Genomic DNA, 24,777 nt, shown 5'->3' on the forward strand with positions numbered 1-24,777 from the left:
TGATCTGGATCAGGTGTCAGATTTTTCCACGATGAAGGCCAGGTTATTTGCAGGCATCTCCGCGACTTCCAGGATTTTCAGGTCGTGATTGGCCAAAAGCTCAGAAACGTCTCCGTCGTTTTTATATCCGATTTCAGCATCCTGCTGGACCAGAGCTGTATGAAATCGTTGATCCCCCGCACTGGTCAGGCGATTGTTGCGCATGAAGGGACCATAAAGGATCAACCGGCCATTCGCGTTCAGTGCTTGAGCTGCCTCGCCGACAAGCGTTTCCACTTCGGCCCAGCTGATCAGGTGCAAGAGATTGATCAGAACGATCAGATCCCTGCCGCCAAACGGCTGATGCCAACCCTCGATGGTTGCATCCAGAGCGACTGCTTTAGACACATTCGGCAGGCCCGCGGTGTAGGCATTGATGCTGGCCTGCCGTTCGGATTCAACCTCACTGGGTTGCCAATGCATGCCGGGGCGGCATTCGGCAAAGGCTGCGATGTGCTGACCGGTGCCACTTGCCAATTCCAGCGCTTGTCCGGTCAAAGGGGCGAACCGGTCCAGAAGGTCGCACAAAGCCCCAACGTTACGGCTGGCTGCCGGAGCGACCATCTGACCGTTCTCTCCTACAGTCGCGACGCTGGCGTTGGAGGGTAACGGGCGCTTGTTCATCTGTGCAACCTGTCTGGTCTCAGAGAGGCGATGGTCGCCGTGTCCAGACTTGATTGGTTGCCGACTGTCAGATCCGCTACCAGTTGGGATGCAGCAGGGGCCGTCTGAAACCCGTAACCGCCCTGACCGGCAGACCAGATAAACGTAGGATCGGTCGGATCGGGCCCCAAAACCAGGCTGCCATCCGGTGCGAAACTGCGCAAGCCCGCCCAGTTGGTTTCGACCCGCGTCACAGGCTCGGTGACCATTGCCTCGTACCGGGCCAAGCCCTCGGCCAGAACCATGTCATCGGCAAACGCATCATGGGCGGCGGTCGGATCGGCATCGGCAGGTGAGACCAGCAATTTGCCCGCGTCGGGTTTAGCATACCAGCTTTCGCCCGCACCCAACATCATGGGCCAGGCGCGCAAGTCATGCCCGCCGGGGGCCGGGATACGGGCCATTGAGCGGCGGCGCGGCTGGATACCAATCGGGGCGATACCGGCCATCGCCGCGATTTCGTCAACCCAGGCGCCGGCTGCATTGACGATGTGTCGTGCCTCAAAGCTCTCAGTGGCCTCGACGATCCAGTGCCTATGTTTGCGAATTGCCGTGACGCTTTGCCGGGTCAGAACGGATCCACCATTCCCACGGATCGTCCGGGCGAAATCCTGCATCATGCGGTCGGTATCTATATCTTGTTCACTGTCGCTGTGCGCCGCGAACCCGACGGTTTCGGGGTTCAGGATCGGGATAAGGGATTGTGCCGCGTCAAAGGAAATCTGTCGGCCGCCAAGTTGATCGGCATCCCGGTGAAACACATCGTGTTGGTCTTTCCCGCCGATCAGAACCCAGCCGCGTGGCGACAGATAGTCATTCGTCTCAAAATGTGCTGCGCTGGCAAAGTTGAGGGCAATAACAGCAGGCGGACCATAGGCGGGTGCAAACATAGCCGCGGACCGGCCTGATGCGTGATAGCCCAGCGCCTCTTCGCCTTCGAGCACGGTGACCTGGCCGCGCTCTGACAACCGCGCGCCCGCGCTAAGCCCGGCAATACCGCCGCCGATAATCAGGAAATCTATCATGTCGCCCCTTTGCTGGCCGCAGTCGTGATTTTCTGACGTCGAATGCGCCCTGCACGACCGTAGAATTCTAATTGAGACTTTAAGCAGGGTTGAATTTGCGCATCAACCCATCCAAAGAAGTGGAAAGCAATTAGAGGAGGGCAGGGTGAGCACAGCAGATTTACACCCATTGGCCACGGGGCACATTCCGTCTTACGTGACCCAGGCGGATGGCAGCGATTTTCTTTTGACGGTCATGTTCATTTTCACGGTTGTGGTGATCATCCTGATCGGCGTTGGCTATTTCACCCTGCATTCGATCCCCGAAAAGCTCGCGCATGAATCCAACCACCCTCAGTTTCAGCTAGTCGGAATTCTTGCGCTGCTGGCTTTGTTCACTCATAACGGATTGTTCTGGATTGCAGCCATTCTGGTCGCCGGATTCCAGTTTCCCGACATAGGTGCGCCCTTGCGTGCCATTGCCGATGCGATCCGATCTTTGGCACCGCAACCGCCTGCTGATCCCGATCCCGTTTCATCCCCCGAACCCGTCGCGCAGCAGGAGCAATAAGACATGCTTGAAACACTGATGTGCGCGCTGGTCACGGTGCTGCCCGATTTTCTGTTCCGCCGCTTTGTGCAGGGAAAACGTATCGGGCATGAGATCACATTGTTCACCATGTGGTACGAGCTGCGCTGGGGTCTGACAACCTGTGCCATTATGGCGCTGACCGTGATCACCACTCTGTTCTATTTTCACCCGGCCAGCAAAACTGCGGCCTCGTATTTCCGCACGGTGACGATCCTGCCGCAACTGGGTGGGCGAGTGTCCGAGGTCTATGTCTCCAACAACCAACAGGTCGTTGCTGGGCAGCCAATCTTCCGGATCGAGGACTTTACTCAGACTGCAATGGTTGAGGCAGCGCATGCGCAGATCGCGCAAGTTCAGGCGTCACTGAAAGTCGCGGAGACCGATCTGGCCGAGGCCGCGGCTGGGATCGCGGGCGCAAAAGCGGCGCTGGATCAGGCGCTAGAGGACTTGCAACGCAATACGACCCTGCGGGACGAAGGGTCAAGCGCCGTCCGCCTGGCCGAGATTGACCGGCTGGAAAACCTTGTCGCCGAACGAGAGGCCAAGCTGGTTGCGGCTGAATCGCAACGCGCTGCCGTCGTACAGCAAATCGAAGAGCTGATCCCGGCCCAACTGGCCAGCGCCAATGCGAACCTGGATGCTGCTTTGACCGAGCTGGACAAGACTGTGATCAACGCGGGTGTGACGGGGAGGATCGAACAGTTCGGCTTGCAGGTTGGCGATTACGTCAGTCCTCTGCTACGTCCAGCAGGTATTCTTGTGCCGTCAAATTCCGGGCATGACCGCTTTCAGGCTGCGTTCAATCAGATGTCGGCGCAGGTTATCAAACCCGGCATGGTCGGAGAGCTGGGCTGCATGACCAAGCCGTTCACGGTTATTCCGGTTGTGGTGGTCGAAGTTCAGGATGTGATCCCTTCGGGACAAATTCGCCCGTCAGACGAGCTTAGAGACGTGCAGTCCAACAAGGTGCCGGGCTCGATCCTGGTTTATTTTGAACCGCTTTATAAGGGCATGGCGGATGATATCCCGCCCGGCAGCAACTGTCTGGCGAATGTCTACACCGATAACCACGAGCGGCTGGAGCATGAAGATTTGGGCTTTTGGCAATCTGCTTTCCTGCATTTGGTTGACACGATCGGCGTGGTTCATGCGGCGGGTCTGCGCCTGCGTTTGATCCTGATGCCGGTGAACACGCTGGTTCTGACTGGGCATTAACGGCTCTTACGTAGATCAGAATTTGCCGTTGTCATTCTTCCACTCGCTACGGGGCGCTATGGTTTCCATAGTGCCCCAATGCTCGACGATCACGCCGTCAGCGACCCGAAACAGATCATAAAAGCTGGTATGTTTTCCGTGACTGGCACCTTCGCTCATGCACAGGACGAAATTCCCTTCTGCCAGCACACGATGGACGCGGTGATACTGAACGATCAACTCCGCGTCTGATCTAGCTTCAAGCACCATGCGATAGGCGTCGATGCCGTCAACGCCATCGGGATCGTGTTGTATCAGGTTCGCATCAACAAACGCCTTCATCCGCTGGGTTTTCCGGTCTATCAGGACCGTTTGCGAGAAGTTGCCAACCAATTCCCGGTTCTGTTCGGTTCTGTCAATATCCGTGATTTCAGTTGGCCCATCAAGCATGCCGCGTCCCGAAGCGTTTGGGCCGCGCAGGGGCTGAATGTTATCCCAGTGCTCAACAGCTTTGCTGTCTTCAAACCGAAAGACCTCGAACGCGGCCTTAACTTCGGCAAAATCATATTCGTTATGGGCAAAAGCGAATTCGCCATCTTCAAAAACGCGAACAAATCTAACCTTGGGATTTGTTTTCGACAGGCGGGCAAACAACGTGGCCAGCCCCTCGCTGCCTTCATGGGTCTGGGGATTGTGCTGGATGTATTTTTCTTCGTTGACGACGGCTGCGGCCTCGGCATCCCCGGTTTCGATACCTTTCAACAGTTTCTGCAGCAATTCGCGTTTTGAATTCATCTGGTCCTCGTTGATCGGTAGAGCCGCGGATCAATGTGCTTGGCGCTGGTTTCGGGCTATCGAAGATCAAGAGTGGCATAAAACAGGTGGCAAAATCAAAAAAGGCCCGCACATGGCGGGCCTTTCTGCGTTATCCTGTGCCGCCTTACTGCGGAATCTCACCTTCCAAGCCTTCGACATAGAAGTTCATGCCAGCCAGTGTACCGTCGTCTGCAGCCTCGCCTTCGGCCAGCCAGTCACTACCGTCCTGCTTTTTCAGCGGTCCGGTGAAGGGGTGGTATTCACCCGCGGCCATGGCCGCTTTCAGCGCCAGTGCCTCTTCTTTGACGTCAGCGGGAACCGCGTCCGAGATTTCGCCGATTGCAACCATGCCTTCGCGGATGCCATCCCATGTATTGGCGCTTTCCCATGTGCCATCCATGACGGCCTGGGTCCGTGCAATATAGTAGGGCGCCCAGTCATCGATGATCGACGAGACGCGCGGGTACGGAGCGTATTCGCTCATGTCCGAGGCCTGGCCGAAAGTGATGACGTTGCCCGCCTCTTGCGCAGCTGCTTGCGGTGCGGTCGAGTCGGTGTGCTGCAGGATCACGTCCGCGCCCTGTTCGATCAGAACAGTGGCGGCATCTGCTTCTTTCGCCGGATCGAACCAAGTGTAGGCCCAGATGATCTTGAACTCGACATCCGGGTTGACCTTCTTGGCGTGGATATAGGCCGAGTTGATTCCGCGGACCACTTCGGGGATCGGATAGGACCCGATATAGCCAACAATGTTCGACTTGGTCATCTTGCCCGCGATATGGCCCTGTACCGCACGACCTTCATAAAAACGTGCCGAATAAACCGAAACGTTGTCGGCTGTTTTATAGCCGGTCGCGTGTTCGAACTTCACGTTCGGGAATTTCTTGGCCACGTTGATGGTCGGATCCATGTATCCGAACGAGGTGGTAAAGATCAGGTCTGCACCTTCCAGCGCCATCTGGGTCATCACCCGCTCTGCATCCGGGCCTTCGGGCACGGATTCAACAAACACGGTTTCGACTTTGTCGCCGAACTCTTCCTCAACCGCCAGACGGCCCTTGTTATGTTCATAGGTCCAGCCGCCGTCGCCCACCGGGCCGACAAATACAAAGCCGACCTTGGTTTTGTCTTCGGCTATGGCAGTAGTTGCCAAACCCAGCGCCATGGCAGCGCTTGCCAGAAATGTGGTAATTTTCATGTGTTACTCCCCAAGTTGGTTCAGTTGTCCCCGTCTAGTGCGAGGCATGGAATATCCGGCCGAGTGAGGCAGGTGCGCTGCTTTTGTCGGCGGAAAGGATCACAAGCACAAGGATCGTGATGATGTAGGGCGACATTGCCAGATACTCGACCGGGATGGCAACGCCCGCTGCCTGCAAATTCAGCTGCAACACGGTGATACCGCCGAACAAATAGGCACCCAGCAGGGCGCGCCATGGCTTCCAACTGGCGAAGACGACCAAGGCCAGGGCGATCCAGCCGACACCGGCTGTCATGCCCTCGGTCCACTGTGGCACCCGGATCAAGCTGATATAGGCCCCACCCAGCCCGGCACAGGCACCGCCGAACAGGATCGCCATGATGCGGATCTTGATCACCTTATAGCCAAGCGCATGCGCCGCATCGTGGTTTTCACCTACCGCGCGCAGGATCAGTCCGACGCGAGTGTATTTAAGCGTAGCCCAGACAGCCGCTGTCAAAGCGATGCCGACATAAAGGATCGGGTCATGCTGAAACAGGATCGGGCCAATCACCGGAATATCGCTGATCACAGGGATATGGATATCGCCCATGCTGGGGGGTTTGACACCCACATAGCTTTGACCGAGCAGGGCGCTGAACCCTAAACCAAACAGAGTAAGCGCCAGGCCGCTGGCAACCTGATTGGCCAGCGCCACCTGCGTCAGCAGCACAAACAGCAGGGACAGTACTGCACCGCCTATGGCCGCGGCGACAAAGCCCAGCCAGGGCGACCCAGTCTCGACCGAGATCGCAAAACCGCTGATCGCGCCAACGATCATCATGCCCTCTACGCCAAGATTCAGAACTCCTGCTTTTTCTACGACCAATTCACCGATCGCGGCCAGAAGCAGGGGAGTTGCAGCCACCATCAGTGACGCGACCAGAAGTACGGGATTAATCTCACCAAGGTCCATGATTACGCCACCTCGCTACGGGCCGCACGGATGCGGTAGTTGGTCAAAAGGTCGAAGGCCAGCAGGAAGAACAGCAGCATCCCCTGGAATACTTGAATAGCCGCGGCAGGAAGACCCATTTGGGACTGCGCGATTTCACCACCGATATAGGTCAATGCCATTAGGCCACCGGCTAGCAGGATGCCCACCGGATGCAGTCGACCCAGAAAGGCCACGATGATCGCGGTAAAGCCATAGCCGACGTTAAAGTCGATGCTGACAACACCCGAGGGGCCCGAGACTTCGAACATCCCCGCCAGCCCGGCCAGTGCGCCTGACAGGCCAAGACAGAACAGGATCAGTCGTGCTGGGTTTACCCCGGCGAATTTGGCTGCGCGCGGGGCCTCACCCGTCAGGCGGATGTGAAAGCCCAGCATGTGCCGGTTCAGCAGGATATAGGAAAAGATCACGGCTATCAGTGCGGTCACAACGCCCCAATGCATCCCCGATCCTGCGATCAGCTCGGCATTATGCGCACTCTCATAGGATTGCAGATTGCGTGAACCCGGAAAACCGAACCCTTCGGGATTTTTCAGCAGTCCCAGCGAGACCGAGGCCATCATCTGTTCAGCCACATAGACCAGCATCAGCGAGACCAGAATTTCATTGGTGCCAAAGCGCACCTTCAGAAAGGCCGGAATAGAGGCCCAGAGCCAACCGCCAAGCGCACCTGCCATCACCATGATCGGAAAGACATACCAGGCATCCAGCGGGTAAAAGGCCAGCCCGGCGCCCGCGCCAAAGATGGCGCCCATGATATACTGACCCTCGGCGCCGATGTTCCAGATACCGGCGCGGAAGCCTAACGACAGGCCAATCGCAATCAGCACCAACGGCGCGCCCTTCACCAGCAGCTGCGGGCGGTAATAAAAGGCGAATTCACCGAACAGAGGCTCCCAGAAAATGGTGCCGATGGCCTGAACCGGGTTTTTACCCAGGACGGCAAACAATATGCCGCCAAACAGCATCGTCGCCAGTACCGCCACAAGCGGGGTCGCATAAGACCACGCCTTGGACGGCTGTGGTCGTTTCTCCAATACAATCATCTGCTTACACCCCCGTCGTCATATTTTGTTTTGCATCAGACATGGGCTACCTCCATGCCATGTGCACCGCCCATCATCAGGCCGATCTCATCCACGGTCAGACCCGTGGTTGTGCGTGGCGCGCTGAGCCTGCCTTCGTTCAGGGCGGCAAAGCTGTCCGAGATTTCCATCAATTCGTCCAGATCCTGGCTGATGCAGACCACCGCCGTGCCCTTGGCGGCAAGGTCCAGAATGGCCTGTCGGATCGACGCAGCGGCAGCGGCGTCCACCCCCCATGTGGGTTGGTTCACGACCAGTACATCGGGGTTCTGCAACACCTCGCGTCCGATCACGAATTTCTGTAGGTTGCCGCCTGACAACGACCGGGCCGCATTCTCGGGCCCCGGCGTGCGCACATCAAAGGCGCTGATGATCTTTTCAGCAAAGCTTTTGGTTTCTGCCCATTTCAAGAACCCGTTTCTTTCCAACCCTTCGCGGACCGATCCGGTCAGTAGGGCGTTTTCGGTCAGGCTCATGTCTGGGGCGGCTGCATGTCCCAACCGCTCTTCGGGGGCGGTCAGCACGCCCAGCTTGCGCCGTGCGGTTGGGCCCAGTTTGCCAATCGGCTGGCCATCGAATTTGATCGCATCGGCAGCTGTCTGGATTTCGCCAGACAGGACACCCAGTAGTTCGTCCTGTCCGTTGCCGGCAACACCGCCAATTCCCAGCACTTCGCCCTTGCGAACTGTCATGTGGACATTCTTCAGCGCGGTGCCGAATTCAGACGGTGAGGGCACGGAAAGCCCGCTGACATCCAGCGCGACCTCGCCGAACTCGCGGCCTCCGCGCTCAGGTGTTTGCAGGGTTGAACCGACCATCAACTCGGCCATCTCCCGGGCCGAGGTTTCAGACGGAACGCATTCGCCCACATTCTTGCCCAGACGCAAGATCGTAGCGTGGTCGCATAGGGTGCGGATTTCTTCAAGCTTGTGCGAGATATACAGGATCGATGTGCCTTCAGACCGCAATTTATTCAGCGTTTCGAAAAGGATATCGACTTCTTGCGGAGTCAGAACACTGGTTGGTTCGTCCATGATCAAAAGCTTTGGATCCTGCAGAAGGCAGCGAATGATCTCAACCCGTTGGCGTTCCCCCGCAGACAGGTCGCCGACTGTACGAAAGGGGTCCAGCGGTAGGCCGTAGGTTTCCGAAACTTCCCGAATGCGCGAGGCCAGGTCGCCCATTGGCGGCGGGTTCTCCATCCCCAATGCGATGTTCTCGGCCACGTTCAGCGCGTCGAACAGCGAAAAATGCTGAAATACCATCGCGATTCCGTCAGCACGCGCGGCGCGCGGCTCGGGCGGAGCAAAGGGTTGGCCACGCAACAGCATTGTGCCGTTGTCTGGCTTCACCAAGCCATAAATCATTTTGACCAGTGTAGATTTTCCCGCGCCGTTTTCGCCCAACAGGGCATGAACTTCGCCCTCACCGATGTCAAAGGACACCTGATCATTGGCCACGACGCCGGGATAGGCTTTGGTCAGTCCTTGCAAACTTAGCAGTGGAGTGGTCACGCGCTCAGATCCTTCTTCAAATTGTTTTGCCCGATCGGGCGCAGCAGTTGTGCTGCGACGCCCACGGCAATCATCTGCGGGTGCTTGCCCAGGCCCGGGTCGCCAATCGGGCAGGTGATCCGGCTGATCCGATCGGGCGAGTGCCCCAGCGCCGCCAGCCGAGACCGGAACCGCGCCCATTTCGTAGCCGAGCCGATCAGCCCCGCAAAGCGGAAATCGTGCGAAAGCAGACGGTTGCACAATTCCAAGTCCAGATTGTGTGAATAAGTCAGCACCAGATGTTCAGCATCACGCGACGCATGCCGAACCAGTTCCGCTGGTTTTGCGGCAGGGACGGCGGTGACTCCGTTCGGTACGGTTTCCGGAAACCGCTTGGATCCTGTATCGACCCAAGTGATTGCGAGATCGGGCAGCGGTGACAGGACATCCACCAAGGCGCGACCGACGTGACCCGCGCCCCAGACCCACAGTGTACGCGCGGGTTTGTGGACCGGCTCGACCATCCAGCCTTCGATCAGCTGTGCCTCTGGTGCAATCCCCTGTCCGCGGGCTTCGGTCAACAGGCGTTTGACCGACAGTGGCATGTCCTGGCCCGATGTTGGTCGCGCGATGATGCTGTCGTCCAGATCGTTGATGTTGTTGCGGTCATAGACCTCGCTTAGCAAGGAAACAGCGCCACCGCAGCACTGGCCCATGTCGGGGCCAAGCGCGTGATGGGTCAGGCGCGCTTGGGCGGTTTGTATCCGCGCCGCTTCGGCTGCCTGAAACTCAAGTGTGCCGCCGCCGATCGTGCCGGATTGCCCGTCCTGCCAGACCAGCATTGCGGCACCAACCTCACGTGGGGACGAGCCCTTGATCCCGGCGATGACTACCCGGATCACGCGCCCATGGGTTTTGACCGCCTCCCTCAAAGTCTCAAGGTCAAATCCCATCAGTCGTCCCCCTTCATCCTTTGGACACCATGCCAGACTTCTTCTGCCGTGGCGGGGGCATCCAATGCGGGGTAGCTGTTTCCGCAGGCCGCCACCGCATTCGACAGTGCCAGCCAAGCGGATATCCCAAGCATGAATGGAGGTTCGCCTACCGCTTTCGAGCGATAGATCGTGTCCTCACGGTTTTCAGCCTCCCAAAGCGCAACGTTGAAGATGTCGGGGCGGTCGGAACAAGCCGGGATCTTGTAGGTCGATGGCGCATGGGTGCGCAGATTGCCTGTGCCATCCCAGACGAGTTCTTCGGTCGTCAACCAACCCGCGCCCTGCACATAGCCACCTTCGACCTGACCGATATCCAGCGCAGGGTTCAGCGACGCGCCCGCGTCATGCAGGATATCCGTGCGCAAGATGCGGTTCTCACCGGTTAGTGTGTCCACGGCAACTTCGGTGATCGAGGCGCCATAGGCGAAGTAGAAAAACGGACGACCTTGGCCTTTGATCCGGTCCCATTCGATCTTGGGTGTCTTATAGAAGCCGGTGGCCGAAAGGCTGATGCGGCCCTGATAGGTCAGCGCAGCCGCTTCGGCAAAGGTATAGCGTTCCTCACCAACCGATACATGACCATCCCCGAAGGCGACAGCCGACGGGTCGGCCTGATGTCGCTCGGCCAGATACTCTGCCATCCGGTCGCGGATTGTGTCACAGGCGGCTTTCACCGCCATGCCGTTGAGATCGCTTCCCGAGGATGCCGCCGTTGCCGAGGTGTTCGGCACTTTGGCCGTGTCTGTGGCGGTGATCTTCACCATCTCTAGCGGAATACCAAAGCGTGAGGCGGCAACCTGGGCCACTTTTTGAAACAGGCCCTGGCCCATCTCGGTGCCGCCATGGTTCAGGTGCACGGACCCGTCCTGGTACACATGCACCAGCGCGCCGGCCTGATTCAGATGGGTCAGGGTGAAGGAAATGCCGAACTTGACCGGAGAGAAGGCGATGCCCTTTTTGATCACGCTGTTCTCGGCATTCCATTTCTGAATTGCTGCCTTGCGCGCGGCATAGTCGCTGGAATTCAACAAGGCTTCGGTCATGCCGTGAAGTTCGAAATCTTCGACTTCCATGCCATAAGGGGTGGTGTTTGGCGTATCGCCGCCATTGCGATCAGGGGCATGGTCATCGGTACCCGCCGGGGCAGCGTAATAGTTCCTGCGGCGCAGTTCGACCGGGTCCAGACCCAGCTCATGCGCGGCGTGGTCCATGACGCGTTCGATTCCAACCATACCCTGAGGGCCTCCAAACCCCCGATAGGCGGTGGCAGATTGGGTGTTGGTTTTCAGCCGGTGACTTTCGATCCGCGCATTGGGCAGCAGATACGCATTGTCGGAATGCAGCATCGCCCGGTCCGCGACGGGCAGCGACAGGTCTTGTGCCCATCCGCATATGGCGTGGTGCAGAAAGGATACCCCCTGAATATGCCCATCCTGATCGAACCCGGCCCTATAGCTAATGCGAAAGGCATGCCGCTTACCGGTGATGATCATGTCGTCATCGCGGTCATAGCGCATCTTGCAGGCTGTGCCGGTTGCCCGCGCAGCCACTGCGCAGGAAACAGCCAGAGCGTTGCCCTGGCTTTCCTTGCCCCCGAACCCGCCGCCCATGCGCCGGGTTTCAACGCGCACAGCATGCATGGGAACGCCCAGAGCCTCTGCCACTTTGTGCTGAATCTCAGTCGGGTGCTGGGTTGAACTGTGGACCAGCATATCAGCACCCTCATTCGGCACCGCCAGTGCAGCCTGACCTTCCAGATAGAAATGCTCTTGCCCGCCAAGCTCAAAACTGCCTTCGATCACATGCGCCGCGCCTGCGATGGCGGCGTCTGCATCACCTTTGGTGTAGATGCGCGGGCCGTCCTCGAACCGACTGTCGGCGGCCAGCGCCTCTTCAATCGTCAGAATTGGTGTTTCTTCAGTATAGTCGATCTTGCCCAGTCGTGCAGCTTTGCGCGCGGCCAGATGGCTGGTGGCGACAACCAAAAATACGGGCTGCCCGATATAGTGGACAGAGCCGTCCGACAACAAAGGTTCATCGTGAATGGACGGTGAGACATCATTCGCAAAGGGCAGGTCTTCGGCGGTCATCACCATGACGACACCGTCGGCGGCTTTGACTGCAGACAGGTCAATCGCGGCGATTGTGCCCTTGGCGATGGGACTGAGACCAAAGGCCAGATGCAACGTGCCTTTTGGTGTTGGGATATCGTCCACATAGCGGGCCGAACCGGACACATGTAGCGGCGCGGCGTCATGAGGCAGTGGTTTTGTCACGCTCATGCCGACACCTCCAGCACATTGGTTACCTGGCCCTGATCTTCAAGGAAATAACGTTCCAGCATCGCTTTCGCCGTCTCAAGGCGGTAATGAGCCGAGGCGCGCATATCTGACATTGGCGCGTAATCCTCGGCAAACATCGTCAGAGCGGATTGAACGGTAGCAGCTGTCCATGGCTTGCCGGTCAACGAAGCTTCGACTTGAGTGGCGCGTTTCGGAACGCCCGCCATGCCGCCAAATGCGATGCGCGCCTGAGTGACGGCACCTTCTGCAACGGTAATGTTGAAACACCCACAAACGGCCGAAATATCCTGATCAAACCGCTTGCTGAGCTTGTAGCATTTCAACCGATCCGCCTGGCGCGGGAAGCTTACGGCTTCGACGAATTCTCCGGGTACGCGATCCTGTTTTCCATAGTCGATGAAGAACTCTTCCAAGGGCAGCGTTCGCCTTGTGTCGCCTTTGCGCAGGTGCAGGCTGGCGCCCAGGGCAATCAGTGCAGGCGGGTTGTCACCGATTGGTGACCCATTGGCGATATTACCGCCTACGGTTGCGGCGTGCCGCACCTGTACGCTGGCATAGCGGCGGATCATTTCAGCATAAGAGGGGTGCAGATCCCCCAGCGCTTCGCCCATGCGGTTCATATCGACCATGGCACCAAGACGAATTTCATTGTCAGTAACCGTGATCTGTTTCAGATCATCGCAACCGTTCATGAAGATTACTGTTTTCAGGTCGCGCAACTGTTTGGTGACCCAAAGACCTACATCGGTCGCGCCAGCGACCAGGGTGGCCTCTGGGTGTTCGGCATAAATGGCGGCAAGCTCGTCCGAGGACCGCGGCAGCATAGGAGACGCGGCGGGTGCTGCGTCAGGCTTGTCCTTGACCCAGACGGGAACAGGGTGCTTTTCGGCGGCTTTGGCGGCACGGATAATCGGCGCATAGCCCGTGCAGCGGCACAGGTTCCCGGCCAGCTGTGTGTCGTGATCGGTTGCACCATTCGCATGCCCGGCCACCATCGACATTACAAAGCCGGGGGTGCAAAAGCCACATTGCGACCCGTGCAGATCAACCATTGCCTGCTGAACCGGGTGGGCCTTCCCGTCCGGGCTGCTGGCGCCTTCGACGGTGCGCACCGCTTTGCCGTGGAGCTGAGGCAAGAATAGAATGCAGGAGTTCAGAGCTTTGGCTCCTCCCTGATCCGTCACCATGACAGTGCAGGCACCGCAATCACCTTCGTTGCAGCCCTCTTTGGTGCCGGTCAGAGAGCGACCCTCGCGCAGCCAATCCAACAAGGTGACTGTCGGATCGACATTCGCCAACTCCACTGTCTCTCCGTTCAGAAGAAACGTGATATCCATTCGTGAAACCCGTCGCGTTACCGAATTGCGCCTCTGAATGCTCTCCTTCGATGCGACGTAGAAAGAGTGCGGGCGGATAGCTTGCCACTAGATGTTAGAAACAGCGCAGCCAATCTGGCAAGAAAAACCGCGCTTCTGATGTATCATTTCATTGGTCCGATCCTTGTGTTTCATGTGGTTTCGATGCTCATCACCTTGAAACTAAAAGGTTTTGTAGCATGTTTCACCCTCAGAGTCCGAAGCACCTTATGGATTTCCCGAACAATCAACGCATGTTTTTTTGGCAATCCGAACCTACGGTTCAGGCTTTTGTACCACCACTGGCTGCGATAGCGTGGGCGGCATGAGCAGCACTCCACGATTCATCCACCTCCGCGTTCACACCGAATATTCCCTGCTGGAAGGCGCCGTGCGGCTGAAAAAGCTGCCTGGTCTGTGTGAAAAGCTTGAGATGCCCGCCGTCGCCGTCACGGACACCAACAGCATGTTCTCTGCGCTGGAGTTTTCGGTCACCGCCAGCGGGGCGGGTGTTCAGCCGATCATGGGGTGCCAGGTCGATCTGACCTATCTGCAGGCGCAACCGGGCGAGAAAGCGAAAGCCCCCGCGCCGCTGGTGCTGCTGGCGCAGTCAGAGGTCGGGTATGAAAACCTAATGAAGCTCAGCTCTTGCCTATATGTGGACAAGGGCGGGCAGTTGCCGCAGGTGACATTGGATGAACTGGCAGAGCGCTCGGATGGTCTGATCTGCCTGTCTGGCGGCCCTGACGGACCGGTGGGTCGCTTGTTGCAGCAAGGGCAGCGCCCAGCGGCCGAGGTCTTGGTGGATCGCCTTGCAACCATGTTCCCGGATCGTCTGTATGTCGAACTACAGCGCCATCCAGGCGAAGGTGGTCAGCCCGAGGCCGAACGTCTGACCGAGCGCGGCCATGTTGAAATGGCCTATGCCAAGAACCTTCCGCTGGTGGCTACCAACGATGTCTACTTCCCGACCACGGACATGTACGAAGCGCATGATGCGCTGATCTGTATTGCCGAGGGCGCTTATGTCGATCAGCAGGATGGCCGCCGCCGTCTGACTGCACAGCATTATTTCAAGTCGCAGCAGGAAATGGCGACCCTGTTCGCCGATCTGCCCGAAGCAATCGAAAACACGGTCGAGATCGCCAGGCGCTGTGCGTTCATGGCCTATCGCCGCGATCCGATCCTGCCGAAATTCGCCGATGACGAGGTGGCCGAGCTGCGCCGCATCGCCAATGAAGGTCTGCAGAAACGTCTGGCCGTGATCCCGCATGCGGTAACCCCTGAAGAGTATCAGAAGCGGCTGGATTTCGAACTGGACATCATCGAGGGCATGGGGTTTCCGGGTTATTTCCTGATCGTTGCCGATTTCATCCAATGGTCAAAGGATCAGGACATCCCGGTTGGGCCGGGGCGGGGCTCGGGCGCGGGGTCGCTGGTGGCCTATGCGCTGACGATCACCGACCTTGATCCGTTGCGTTATTCGCTGCTGTTCGAACGTTTCCTGAACCCCGAACGGGTATCGATGCCTGACTTCGATATCGACTTCTGCATGGACCGCCGCGAAGAGGTGATCCGATACGTGCAGCAGAAATATGGGCGCGACAAGGTTGGGCAGATCATAACTTTTGGCGCGCTGCTGTCGAAGGCCGCCGTGCGTGACATCGGGCGGGTTTTGCAGATGCCATATGGGCAGGTGGACCGTCTGTCCAAGATGATCCCGGTGGAAGGCGTCAAACCCGTCTCCATCGAGAAGGCGTTGAAAGATGAACCCCGGCTGCGGGAAGAGGCGCGTAACGAGGAGGTTGTGGACCGTCTGCTGACTTATGGCCAGCAGGTCGAGGGGCTGTTGCGAAACGCGTCGACCCACGCGGCTGGTGTGGTGATTGGCGACCGTCCGCTGGATGCGCTGGTGCCGCTGTATCAGGATCCGCGTTCCGACATGCCTGCGACCCAATTCAACATGAAATGGGTAGAACAGGCCGGTCTGGTTAAATTCGACTTTCTGGGTCTGAAAACCCTGACCGTGATCCAGAATGCGATGGATCTGATCTTCAAATCCGGGCGCGACCTGCATATCGCTGCTGATGGCACCGAGCTGTACGAAGCCGCCGAAGGGGCCGCGAACCAGATTAACGCCATCCCGCTGGATGATGAAGCGACTTACAAACTCTACTCAGCGGCCAAGACCGTAGCGGTGTTCCAAGTGGAATCCTCGGGCATGATGGATGCGCTCAAGCGGATGAAACCGGATTGTATCGAGGATATCATCGCCCTCGTCGCGCTATACCGTCCGGGCCCGATGGAGAACATCCCCAAGTTCTGCGAGGTCAAGAACAAGCTGAGCGAACGGGACACGCTGCATCCTTCCATCGACCATATCCTGGACGAAACCCAAGGCATTATCGTCTACCAGGAACAGGTTATGCAGATCGCTCAGGAAATGGCGGGCTATAGCCTTGGCGGAGCGGATTTGTTGCGCCGCGCGATGGGTAAGAAAATTCAGGAGGCGATGGATGCCGAGCGGCCTAAGTTCCTCAAAGGCGCTGCTGAGAATGACGTGGACGAGGCTAAGGCGACCGAGGTCTGGAACCTGTTGGATAAATTCGCCAACTATGGCTTCAACAAATCCCACGCTGCCGCCTATGCCGTGGTCAGCTATCAGACCGGCTGGTTGAAGGCGAACCACCCGGTCGAGTTCATGGCCGGGGTCATGAACTGCGATATCCATCTGACTGACAAGCTGGCGGTTTACTTCGAGGAAGTCCGCAAAGGGTTGGAACTGCCTTACATACCGCCCTGCGTGAACCGCTCGCAATCCACGTTTGACGTGGTGGATCAGCATCTGGTTTACGCGCTGGGCGCGTTGAAAAACGTCGGCGTTGAGGCGATGAATTTGGTAGTAGAAGGACGTGCAGGCAAACCGTTCGTCAACCTCTTCGACTTTGCCCGCCGCGTTGATCTGAAGAAGGTCGGCAAGCGGCCCTTGGAAATGCTGGCGCGTGCTGGCGCGTTTGATGAACTCGACAAGAACCGCCGCCGCGTCTTCGAAAGCCTTGATCCGCTGGTGCAATATTCAGCTGCGATCCACGATCAGAAGAACTCGAACCAAGTATCGCTGTTCGGCGAGGCGGGCGACGACCTGCCCGAGCCACGCCTTTCGCCGACGCCGGACTGGTTGCCTGCCGAGCGTTTGAGCGAAGAGTTCAAGGCCATCGGATTTTACCTGTCCGGCCACCCGCTGGATGATTATATGCCCGCCCTAAAACGCAAGCAGGTACTGACACTGGATGAGGTGATGGAAAAGGCACGCTCGGGTCCGCTGATCGCCAAGATGGCCGGTGTAGTGGCTGGGCGGCAGGAACGGAAATCTGCGCGCGGAAACCGGTTTGCCTTTGCCCAACTTTCTGACCCTACAGGTGCCTATGAGGTCACACTGTTTTCCGAAACGCTGGAGAAATCCCGTGAGTTTCTGGAAACCGGTGCACAGGTGGTGCTGACCGCCGAAGCAACGATGGAGGCCGATCAACTCAAACTGCTAGGCCGGTCCGTCGGGCCGGTAGATGCAGTCGTGGCCGAGGCAGGGGCGACCGGGCTGCGCATTTTTGTTGATCAGCCGCAGGTTCTGCCCACAGTTGCCAAAGTTCTGGAAGATGCCGCTGGCGCAGCCAAGGGGGCTGCGAAAGGGCCTATCCATCTGTGCCTGCTTGATCCTGGCCTGCCGGGAGATGTCGAGATGGACCTTGGCCAGGAATTCCCGATCAACCCGCAGATCAAAGGGGCGATCAAGTCGCTGGACGGTGTGATGTCGGTCGAGGAAATCTGACCGCCCCGGAAAAGTTGCCTGATATTCGCCCGCCGGGTAGGCTGAGGACTGAAAGAGATTTTCTGGTGATGCCACAGGAGGGCAACCATATGACGATCCCACATTTCGGTTTTCGAACATTGATATTGGCCGCGTCGATGGCCTTGGTCACAGCCTCAGCAGGTGTGGCGGACAACAAGAAGAAAAAACAAACGATTGAAGGCGCGTTGATCGGGGCGGGCGTCGGTGCTTTGATTGGTGATGGCAAGGGCGCGGCAATCGGCGGCGTGGCCGGGGCCCTTATTGGACATAACTGGAAATGACTACGATGCGTTTGACCCAAATGAAAACCGCTCTCGCAAGCCTGTGCATGATCGTTCCGGGCATGGCCATCGCCGACGAAGCTGCTGAACAAATGGTTCAGGACGCATTGCCCGTCATGTATCATACCTGTGCAACGGTGGTTGAAGAGTCGGACGGTGATGAGGCCTATATCTATGCGGTTGTCGAGAAGATGACAGCGCTGTCGATCTATAACCGCCAGATTGATATCAATGATCACGCAAGCACGGACGAGGACAAAGCGAAACTGCGCGAGACCTTCATAGCCGCATTGAGAGAGGGCTGCGCCGAGGACCAGCATGCCCTGTTGGGCGGGGTTGTCGACAATGCGGTGAAAACGACGCTCGGCTTGTAATCGCTCAGTAATGCGGCGGGCGTTCGTCTCCTAGGATGATGCCGCCTGATCCTTCTTGTGCCCGTTCACCTTCGCGGCGCATCAGCACCTCAACCCGGCGGGTCAAGTTGTCGATCTCATCCTGCTGGCGCGTGACGATTGTGTTCAGATCTTCGACCGTGCGGGTCAGATGGGCGATCTGCTCTTCCAGATGTTGCATTGGAAACTCCTGTCTCGGGCCGGTCATAACGGCACCGGCTGTGCAAGGCCAGCGAAAGCGCGCCTTGCCCCGAAACCGGCCATGGGATAGACCGCGCGCGGAACACTTAACGCCCAAGGACGCCCCAAATGGCCAAGCCCAAGAAACAGCCCCGCCCCAAGGCCGTAACGCCGAAAGGGTTTCGCGACTATTTTGGCGAGGAAGTCACGCAGCGCACCGAGATGCTGCGGACTATCGCGGGTGTCTATCATCGCTATGGCTTTGATGCTTTGGAGAGCAGCGCGGTCGAAACGGTCGAAGCGCTGGGCAAGTTCCTACCTGACGTAGATCGTCCGAACGAAGGCGTCTTTGCCTGGCAGGAATTTGATGAGAACGACAAGGGCGATTGGATGGCCCTGCGCTATGACCTGACCGCGCCATTGGCCCGCGTCTATGCGCAACACCGCAACGATCTGCCGACACCTTATCGCCGCTATGCGATGGGTCCGGTCTGGCGCAACGAAAAGCCGGGGCCGGGGCGGTTTCGCCAGTTTTATCAATGTGATGCGGATACGGTGGGCACGGCCTCGATGGCGGCAGATGCCGAGATTTGCGCTATGCTGTCGGACACACTGGAAACCGTGGGCATCCCGCGCGGCGACTATCTGGTGCGGGTGAACAACCGCAAGATTATGAATGGCGTGCTTGAAGTGATGGGGCTGGGTGATGATCCGGCGGCACGGGAAAACGTCCTGCGCACAATCGACAAGTTCGATAAGGTGGGCGAGGCCGGTGTGCGAGAGTTACTAGGCAAAGGGCGTCTGGACGCATCGGGTGCATATATCGATGGCGTCGGGCTTCAAGAAGAGCAAATAGATCGCGTCGCCCAATTTCTTACTGCGCGACGACGGCTGGATGCTCTCGGCCCTGATGACGATCCAGACTTCGGCTACAATGAATCTGTCTTGAACACAATTATGAGTTTGGTATCGGATTCTCGTGAAGGCGTAGATGGCGTAAGAGAGTTGATGGAAGTAGTAAATCTGCTTTCTGCTCAAGGCTATGGCCGAGACCGTATCGTAATCGACCCATCCGTCGTGCGTGGCCTCGGCTATTACACCGGCCCGGTCTATGAGGCCGAGCTGACCTTTGAAATCTTTGACGAGAAAGGCCGCAAGCGCCAGTTTGGCTCCGTCGCAGGTGGAGGGCGCTATGACGATCTGGTCAAGCGGTTCACCGGGCAGGAAGTGCCCGCGACCGGCGTCTCGATCGGGGTTGACCGTCTGCTGGCCGCCCTGCGCGAAAAGGGGCGGATCAGCGCACAGGCCAAGGGGCCGGTGGTTGTCACCGTCATGGATCGCGACCGCATGGCGGATTATCAGGCCATGGTGGCCGAGCTGCGCAATGCAGGTATCCGGGCCGAGGTGTATCTGGGCAACCCCAAGAACTTTGGCAATCAGCTGAAATATGCGGATAAGCGGAATTCACCCATTGCGGTCATCGAAGGTGGTGACGAAAAGGCGAACGGGATCGTGCAGATCAAGGACCTGATCCTTGGTGCAAAGATCGCCGAAAGCGCCACGCTTGAGGAATGGAAAGAACGCCCAAGCCAGTTCGAAGTGCCGCGCGGTAATCTGGTCGCCAAGGTGCGCGAAATTCTGGACAATCAGGACTGAGCCATGGCCAACCGTACTCAGATACAGACGCGCGCAGCAATGATGCGGGTGCGTTTTGAGACCGCAGGTGCCCGGGTTGTTGATCCGCCTCTGTTGCAACCGGCTGAAACGTTGCTGGACCTCTATGGGGAAGACATTCGCGCCCGTGCTTACGTGACCTCGGATGCGCTGCATGGTGAACAAATGCTGCGCCCGGATTTCACGCTGCCGGTGGTGCAGATGCACATGTCCGACGGTGCCGAACCGGCGCGCTATACCTACTCGGGTGAGGTGTTTCGAAGGCAGGAACACGATCCGGATCGCGCGAATGAATATATCCAGGTCGGGTATGAGGTGTTTGATCGCACCGATCCGGCCAGTGCCGATGCCGAAGTGTTTTCGCTGTTTGCGCTGCAACTGCGTGGGTTGCCCCTGCGGGCGGCAACCGGAGATATCGGTATCCTGACCGCTGCTGTCCAGGGGCTGAGGACTTCCGACCGGCGCAAGGCGGCCCTGATGCGCCATCTGTGGCGGCCCCGCCGTTTTCGCGTCTTGCTGGACCGTTTCGCTGGGCGCAAGCCGGGGCCTGAAGGACGCAAGACCTTACTCGAGGCTGCTGACCCTTTGGCAACCGACGCGCCTATGATCGGCAAGCGCCGCGCCTCTGAAATTCAGGCGCGGATCGAAGCCCTGCGCGAGGATCGCGATACGCCACCGATTTCCGACAACGAACTGGCCGGGTTGGAAACCCTGCTGAACGTCCGAGAAACCATGCCCTTTGCGCTTGAGCAGCTGCGCGACGTGGCGGTGGACTTGCCGCAGATCACCCCGGCACTGGACCGGCTTGAGGCGCGGATCGCGGCCTTGCAAGCGCGCGGCGTGGATGTGGACAGGTTGGATTTCGAAGCGTCTTATGGCCGGACCTCGATGGAGTATTATGATGGGTTTGTCTTTGGTTTCTACGCCGAGGGCCGGCCGGATTTGCCGCCCATTGCCACTGGGGGGCGCTATGATGCACTGACCCGCCACTTGGGCAAAGGGGCAGAAATTCCGGCCGTTGGCGGCGTGCTGCGCCCGGACCTGATGCTGGAGATTGAGGAGGACGCGCAATGAGCCTGAAACTGGGCGTGCCTTCAAAGGGCCGGTTGATGGAAAAGACCTTTTCGTGGTTCGAAATGCGCGGCATCACGCTGTCTCGCAGTGGGTCGGACCGCGAATATGCCGGTAAGGTGGAAGGGATCGAGGGTGTCTCGCTTATCCTGTTATCGGCGGGGGAAATTCCGCGTGAACTGGCCGCTGGTCGCATTCATCTTGGCGTCACCGGAATTGATCTGGTGCATGAAAAACTGCCGCGCTGGGAACAGCAGGTCGAAGAAGTATCTCCGCTTGGGTTTGGCAAGGCCGATCTGATCATCGCTACGCCAGCCTGCTGGGTCGACGTGGACACGCTTGATGACCTTGATGCGGCGGCAGCGGCTTTTCGCAAGACCCACGGCCACCGCCTGCGGATTGCCACCAAATACCACCGGTTGGTGCGTGAATTTCTGACAGATGCGGGCGTGGCCGATTATACGCTGGTCGACAGCCAGGGGGCGACCGAAGGCACGGTAGTGAATGAAACCGCCGAAGCGATTGCCGATATCACATCAACGGGGGAAACCCTGCGCGCCAACCACCTGAAAATCCTGACAGACGGGTTGATCCTGCAATCGCAAGCAACCCTATGGCGCAGCCGGGTGGCCAAGTATACGGACGAAGACAAGGATGTTCTGACTGAGGTGCTCGACCGTCTGGCCTGATTACAGCACGCCGATATCCGCCAGCGCGCGGTTCAGATCATCGGGCAGGGCATCGTCCTGCGCGCGGGTTTTTGGCAGATCGGCGGGGGTGTCCTCGGGCTTGAGATAACGCCACCCCTGAAAGGGGCGCTTCAGGGCGTTCTGGGTGCGATGAACCTCAGGATCCAGAATAATGGCGCAGCGGCGAATGCCGTCATCCCCGATCACTTCGTCCATACGTAGGATGCGCTGACGGCATTGCACAACGCCTTTGATCACCCAATAGATTGATCCGCCATTCAGAATCTCTGCCTCGCGTTTGGGCCACATGCGTGTCACGTGGCGCGGCAATCCGTCCTCGTACATAGGCATGCGACTCTCCTGCCATGCGATCAGCGTGTCGACGCTTTCTGATCCGACGGACAGTTTTATGAGGTTTACGTACTTATCCACAGCTTTCCCACAGAGTCGTCCCAAGGCTACCTTTATATTGTAGCCTTCTGCACCGCTTCATCAAGGTGTTGTGGTGAAGGTGCGAATTGGGCTAATCTGGATACCTCTTTCAAGACAGGGAATCACCAATGAGCCGCTTTGCCGCCCCCATCGCCGAGCAGATCTGGGACATGAAATACCGCTTTAAACAGGCGGATGGAACACCCATCGACCAAACGGTTGAAGACAGCTGGCGCCGTATCGCTCGCGATCTGGCCCGCGTGGAACAGGACACTGCTCATTGGGAAGACAAGTTCTTTGAGGCGTTGGAGGATTTCAAATATCTGCCCGCCGGACGCATCACCGCCGGTGCGGGCACTGCACGCCGGGTGACCCTGTTCAACTGTTTTGTCATGGGAACCATACCAGACAGCATGGGCGGTATTTTCGATATGTTGAAAGAGGCCGCGCTGACCATGCAGCAGGGTGGGGGGATCGGCTATGATTTCTCAACCATTCGTCCGCGTGGCGCGGATGTACACGGGGTGGCGGCGGACGCCTCGGGGCCGCTGAGCTTTATGGATGTGTGGGACGCGATGTGCCGCACGATCATGTCTGCGGGGTCGCGCCGCGGAGCGATGATGGCGACCATGCGCTGCGATCATCCCGATATCGAACAGTTCATCACAGCCAAATCCGATCCGGCCCGTCTGCGCATGTTCAACATGTCGGTTCTGGTGACAGATCCGTTCATGGAGGCAGTCAAGGCCGATGGCCCGTGGGAACTGGTGTTTGATGGCAAGGTCTATCACACCATCCAGGCCCGCGATCTATGGAACAAGATCATGCAGGCCACTTACGACTATGCCGAGCCAGGTGTGATCTTCATCGATCGGATCAATGCGGCCAACAACCTCAGCTATGTCGAGACCATCGCGGCGACGAACCCCTGCGGTGAACAGCCCCTGCCGCCGTATGGCGCCTGTCTGTTGGGCTCGATCAACCTGGCGCGTCTGGTGGCCGGACCGTTCGAGGATGCCGCACATCTCGATGAGGCCGCGCTGCAAGAGCTGGTCGCCACCGCCGTTCGCATGATGGACAATGTGGTCGACGCCTCGAAATTCCCGCTGGCCGAACAAGAGGCCGAGGCGCAAGATAAACGCCGCATTGGTTTGGGTGTCACCGGGCTGGCCGATGCACTGTTGATGCTGGGTCTACGCTATGGCTCTGACGAGGCGGCGCGTCAGACCGAGCGCTGGTTGCACGCAATCGCCCGCGCCGCGTATCTGGCGTCGGTCGATTTGGCAAAGGAAAAGGGGGCGTTTCCCTTGTTCGAAGCCGAGAAGTACCTGGCCAGCGGCACAATGCTGCAGATGGATGACGACGTACGCGATGCGATCCGCGAACACGGCATCCGCAACGCGCTGCTGACGTCGATTGCCCCGACGGGGACGATTTCCCTGTACGCGGGCAACGTCTCTTCGGGGATCGAGCCGGTCTTTGCCTATGCGTATACGCGCAAGGTCCTGCAAAAAGATGGCTCACGCACCGAAGAAGAAGTCGTGGATTACGCCGTTCAGATGTGGCGCGACAAGTTTGGTGATAAGGACCTGCCCGACTATTTCGTCAACGCGCAGACGCTGCCTCCGTCTGATCATGTCAAGATGCAGGCGGCGGCACAGAAATGGATCGACAGCTCGATTTCCAAGACGATCAACTGCCCCGAGGATATCAGCTTTGACGCTTTCAAAGATGTCTACATGCAGGCCTGGGATCAGGGCTGCAAAGGGTGCACGACCTATCGCCCCAACGATGTGACGGGGTCGGTTCTGACCGTATCAGAGAGTGCCGACAAAGCTCCTGGAGAAAGTGCGGATGCGCCGCACGAGGTTGATGGCGGCGATGTCATCTATATGTCCGAACCGCTGGACCGCCCACAATCGCTAGAGGGGTCAACATATAAGTTGAAATGGCCCGACAGCGAGCATGCGATTTACCTGACCATAAATGACATTGTCATTGGCGGCCGCCGTCGTCCGTTCGAGGTATTCATCAACTCCAAGAACATGGAGCATTATGCATGGACGCTTGCGCTGACCCGCATGATCTCGGCCGTGTTCCGTCGGGGCGGTGATGTGTCTTTTGTGGTCGAGGAACTCAAGGCGGTGTTCGACCCGCGTGGCGGGGCCTGGGTGAAAGGCAAATACATCCCCTCGATCCTGGCCGCGATTGGCGGAGTGATCGAGCAGCACCTGATCAATATAGGCTTCCTTGAGGGCGAAGGGATGGGGCTGAAATCCGACCCTCAGGCGCAAGTGGTCAACCTCGACGGCCCCCGCGGCAAAGCCTGCCCGTCCTGCGGTCAGTTCGACATGGTGATGATCGAAGGATGCATGACCTGCCGTAGCTGCGGTCACTCTAAATGCGGGTGATCTGAAGTAGTGGGTTTGTTGTTGTGAAAACCAACAACAGTTTGCAATTTGACCAGCTTAAATTGCAAT

General features: G+C 58.2%; 21 protein-coding genes. 9 read left to right on the forward strand and 12 right to left on the reverse strand.

All coding sequences use genetic code 11. The features are described from left to right. Positions 1 to 9: 9 nt before the first annotated feature. Positions 10 to 663: a DUF938 domain-containing protein gene (locus AC2FIC_RS05340; protein WP_496692266.1), complete on the reverse strand. Its 654-nt coding sequence runs from the start codon at positions 661 to 663 to the stop codon at positions 10 to 12. Continuing rightward, a complete protein-coding gene (locus tag AC2FIC_RS05345) occupies positions 660 to 1,727 on the reverse strand; it encodes an NAD(P)/FAD-dependent oxidoreductase (RefSeq protein ID WP_496692267.1) in 1,068 nt (355 codons plus the stop codon). The genes AC2FIC_RS05340 and AC2FIC_RS05345 overlap by 4 nt, the downstream gene beginning before the upstream one ends. A 145-nt stretch (positions 1,728 to 1,872) precedes the next feature. Between AC2FIC_RS05345 and AC2FIC_RS05350 the strand changes: the two genes are divergently transcribed. Both AC2FIC_RS05350 and AC2FIC_RS05355 read left to right on the forward strand, forming a co-directional pair. Further along, complete coding sequence (locus AC2FIC_RS05350; RefSeq protein WP_496692268.1) at positions 1,873 to 2,277, forward strand: hypothetical protein; 405 nt, start codon at positions 1,873 to 1,875, stop codon at positions 2,275 to 2,277. Positions 2,278 to 2,280: 3 nt separating this feature from the next. Beyond that, the gene (locus AC2FIC_RS05355) at positions 2,281 to 3,513 is read left to right on the forward strand and encodes an HlyD family secretion protein (protein WP_496692269.1); all 1,233 of its coding nucleotides are present in this window, start codon (positions 2,281 to 2,283) and stop codon (positions 3,511 to 3,513) included. Positions 3,514 to 3,528: 15 nt separating this feature from the next. Here the strand turns inward: AC2FIC_RS05355 and AC2FIC_RS05360 are convergent, their stop codons facing one another. The 8 genes from AC2FIC_RS05360 to xdhA all read right to left on the reverse strand — a co-directional run bounded on the left by AC2FIC_RS05360 (position 3,529) and on the right by xdhA (position 13,713). Continuing rightward, a complete protein-coding gene (locus tag AC2FIC_RS05360; RefSeq protein ID WP_496692270.1) occupies positions 3,529 to 4,287 on the reverse strand; it encodes a nuclear transport factor 2 family protein in 759 nt (252 codons plus the stop codon). A gap of 145 nt (positions 4,288 to 4,432) precedes the next feature. Then, positions 4,433 to 5,506 (reverse strand): BMP family ABC transporter substrate-binding protein, encoded by a 1,074-nt coding sequence (locus AC2FIC_RS05365; RefSeq protein WP_496692271.1) that lies wholly within the window; start codon positions 5,504 to 5,506, stop codon positions 4,433 to 4,435. A gap of 34 nt (positions 5,507 to 5,540) precedes the next feature. Next, positions 5,541 to 6,461: an ABC transporter permease gene (locus AC2FIC_RS05370; protein WP_142638949.1), complete on the reverse strand. Its 921-nt coding sequence runs from the start codon at positions 6,459 to 6,461 to the stop codon at positions 5,541 to 5,543. 2 nt (positions 6,462 to 6,463) lie between these two features. Then, positions 6,464 to 7,546, reverse strand: coding sequence for an ABC transporter permease (locus tag AC2FIC_RS05375; RefSeq protein WP_142638948.1), 1,083 nt, complete (start codon positions 7,544 to 7,546; stop codon positions 6,464 to 6,466). Between the two features lie 35 nt (positions 7,547 to 7,581). Then, complete coding sequence (locus AC2FIC_RS05380) at positions 7,582 to 9,099, reverse strand: ABC transporter ATP-binding protein (protein WP_496692272.1); 1,518 nt, start codon at positions 9,097 to 9,099, stop codon at positions 7,582 to 7,584. After that, positions 9,096 to 10,031: a xanthine dehydrogenase accessory protein XdhC gene (xdhC, locus tag AC2FIC_RS05385; RefSeq protein WP_496692273.1), complete on the reverse strand. Its 936-nt coding sequence runs from the start codon at positions 10,029 to 10,031 to the stop codon at positions 9,096 to 9,098. The genes AC2FIC_RS05380 and xdhC overlap by 4 nt, the downstream gene beginning before the upstream one ends. After that, positions 10,031 to 12,355: a xanthine dehydrogenase molybdopterin binding subunit gene (gene xdhB / locus AC2FIC_RS05390; RefSeq protein WP_496692274.1), complete on the reverse strand. Its 2,325-nt coding sequence runs from the start codon at positions 12,353 to 12,355 to the stop codon at positions 10,031 to 10,033. Before xdhB ends, xdhC begins: the two co-directional genes overlap by 1 nt. Beyond that, positions 12,352 to 13,713, reverse strand: coding sequence for a xanthine dehydrogenase small subunit (gene xdhA, locus AC2FIC_RS05395; RefSeq protein ID WP_496692275.1), 1,362 nt, complete (start codon positions 13,711 to 13,713; stop codon positions 12,352 to 12,354). The genes xdhB and xdhA overlap by 4 nt, the downstream gene beginning before the upstream one ends. A 343-nt stretch (positions 13,714 to 14,056) precedes the next feature. On the opposite strand from xdhA, the gene dnaE reads away from it, so the two are divergent. From dnaE to AC2FIC_RS05410, 3 genes are all read left to right on the forward strand, one after another. Next, the gene (gene dnaE / locus AC2FIC_RS05400) at positions 14,057 to 17,557 is read left to right on the forward strand and encodes a DNA polymerase III subunit alpha (protein WP_496692276.1); all 3,501 of its coding nucleotides are present in this window, start codon (positions 14,057 to 14,059) and stop codon (positions 17,555 to 17,557) included. A gap of 89 nt (positions 17,558 to 17,646) precedes the next feature. Beyond that, on the forward strand, positions 17,647 to 17,859 hold the full coding sequence (locus AC2FIC_RS05405; protein ID WP_282022354.1) for a YMGG-like glycine zipper-containing protein: 213 nt from the start codon (positions 17,647 to 17,649) through the stop codon (positions 17,857 to 17,859). A 20-nt stretch (positions 17,860 to 17,879) separates the two neighbouring features. Next, positions 17,880 to 18,233, forward strand: a complete 354-nt coding sequence (locus AC2FIC_RS05410) for a hypothetical protein (protein ID WP_496692277.1) — start codon at positions 17,880 to 17,882, stop codon at positions 18,231 to 18,233. A gap of 4 nt (positions 18,234 to 18,237) precedes the next feature. On the opposite strand, the gene AC2FIC_RS05415 is transcribed toward AC2FIC_RS05410, so the two are convergent. Beyond that, on the reverse strand, positions 18,238 to 18,432 hold the full coding sequence (locus AC2FIC_RS05415; protein WP_142638896.1) for a SlyX family protein: 195 nt from the start codon (positions 18,430 to 18,432) through the stop codon (positions 18,238 to 18,240). A gap of 128 nt (positions 18,433 to 18,560) precedes the next feature. Here AC2FIC_RS05415 and hisS point away from each other — a divergent pair, with 128 nt between their 5' ends. Genes hisS through hisG form a run of 3 tightly spaced genes read left to right on the forward strand, consistent with a single transcriptional unit; the run spans position 18,561 to position 21,865 of the window. Beyond that, a complete protein-coding gene (gene hisS / locus AC2FIC_RS05420; RefSeq protein WP_496692278.1) occupies positions 18,561 to 20,087 on the forward strand; it encodes a histidine--tRNA ligase in 1,527 nt (508 codons plus the stop codon). A 3-nt stretch (positions 20,088 to 20,090) separates the two neighbouring features. After that, positions 20,091 to 21,179, forward strand: a complete 1,089-nt coding sequence (locus tag AC2FIC_RS05425) for an ATP phosphoribosyltransferase regulatory subunit (RefSeq protein WP_142638892.1) — start codon at positions 20,091 to 20,093, stop codon at positions 21,177 to 21,179. Further along, positions 21,176 to 21,865 (forward strand): ATP phosphoribosyltransferase, encoded by a 690-nt coding sequence (gene hisG, locus AC2FIC_RS05430; protein ID WP_496692279.1) that lies wholly within the window; start codon positions 21,176 to 21,178, stop codon positions 21,863 to 21,865. Before AC2FIC_RS05425 ends, hisG begins: the two co-directional genes overlap by 4 nt. Here the strand turns inward: hisG and AC2FIC_RS05435 are convergent, their stop codons facing one another. Continuing rightward, on the reverse strand, positions 21,866 to 22,297 hold the full coding sequence (locus AC2FIC_RS05435; protein WP_496692280.1) for a DUF1489 family protein: 432 nt from the start codon (positions 22,295 to 22,297) through the stop codon (positions 21,866 to 21,868). Between the two features lie 128 nt (positions 22,298 to 22,425). Between AC2FIC_RS05435 and AC2FIC_RS05440 the strand changes: the two genes are divergently transcribed. Further along, positions 22,426 to 24,708: an adenosylcobalamin-dependent ribonucleoside-diphosphate reductase gene (locus AC2FIC_RS05440; protein WP_496692281.1), complete on the forward strand. Its 2,283-nt coding sequence runs from the start codon at positions 22,426 to 22,428 to the stop codon at positions 24,706 to 24,708. The last annotated feature ends 69 nt before the right edge of the window (positions 24,709 to 24,777 follow it).

It is taken from the genome of Ruegeria sp. CDSC079 (assembly GCF_059610505.1).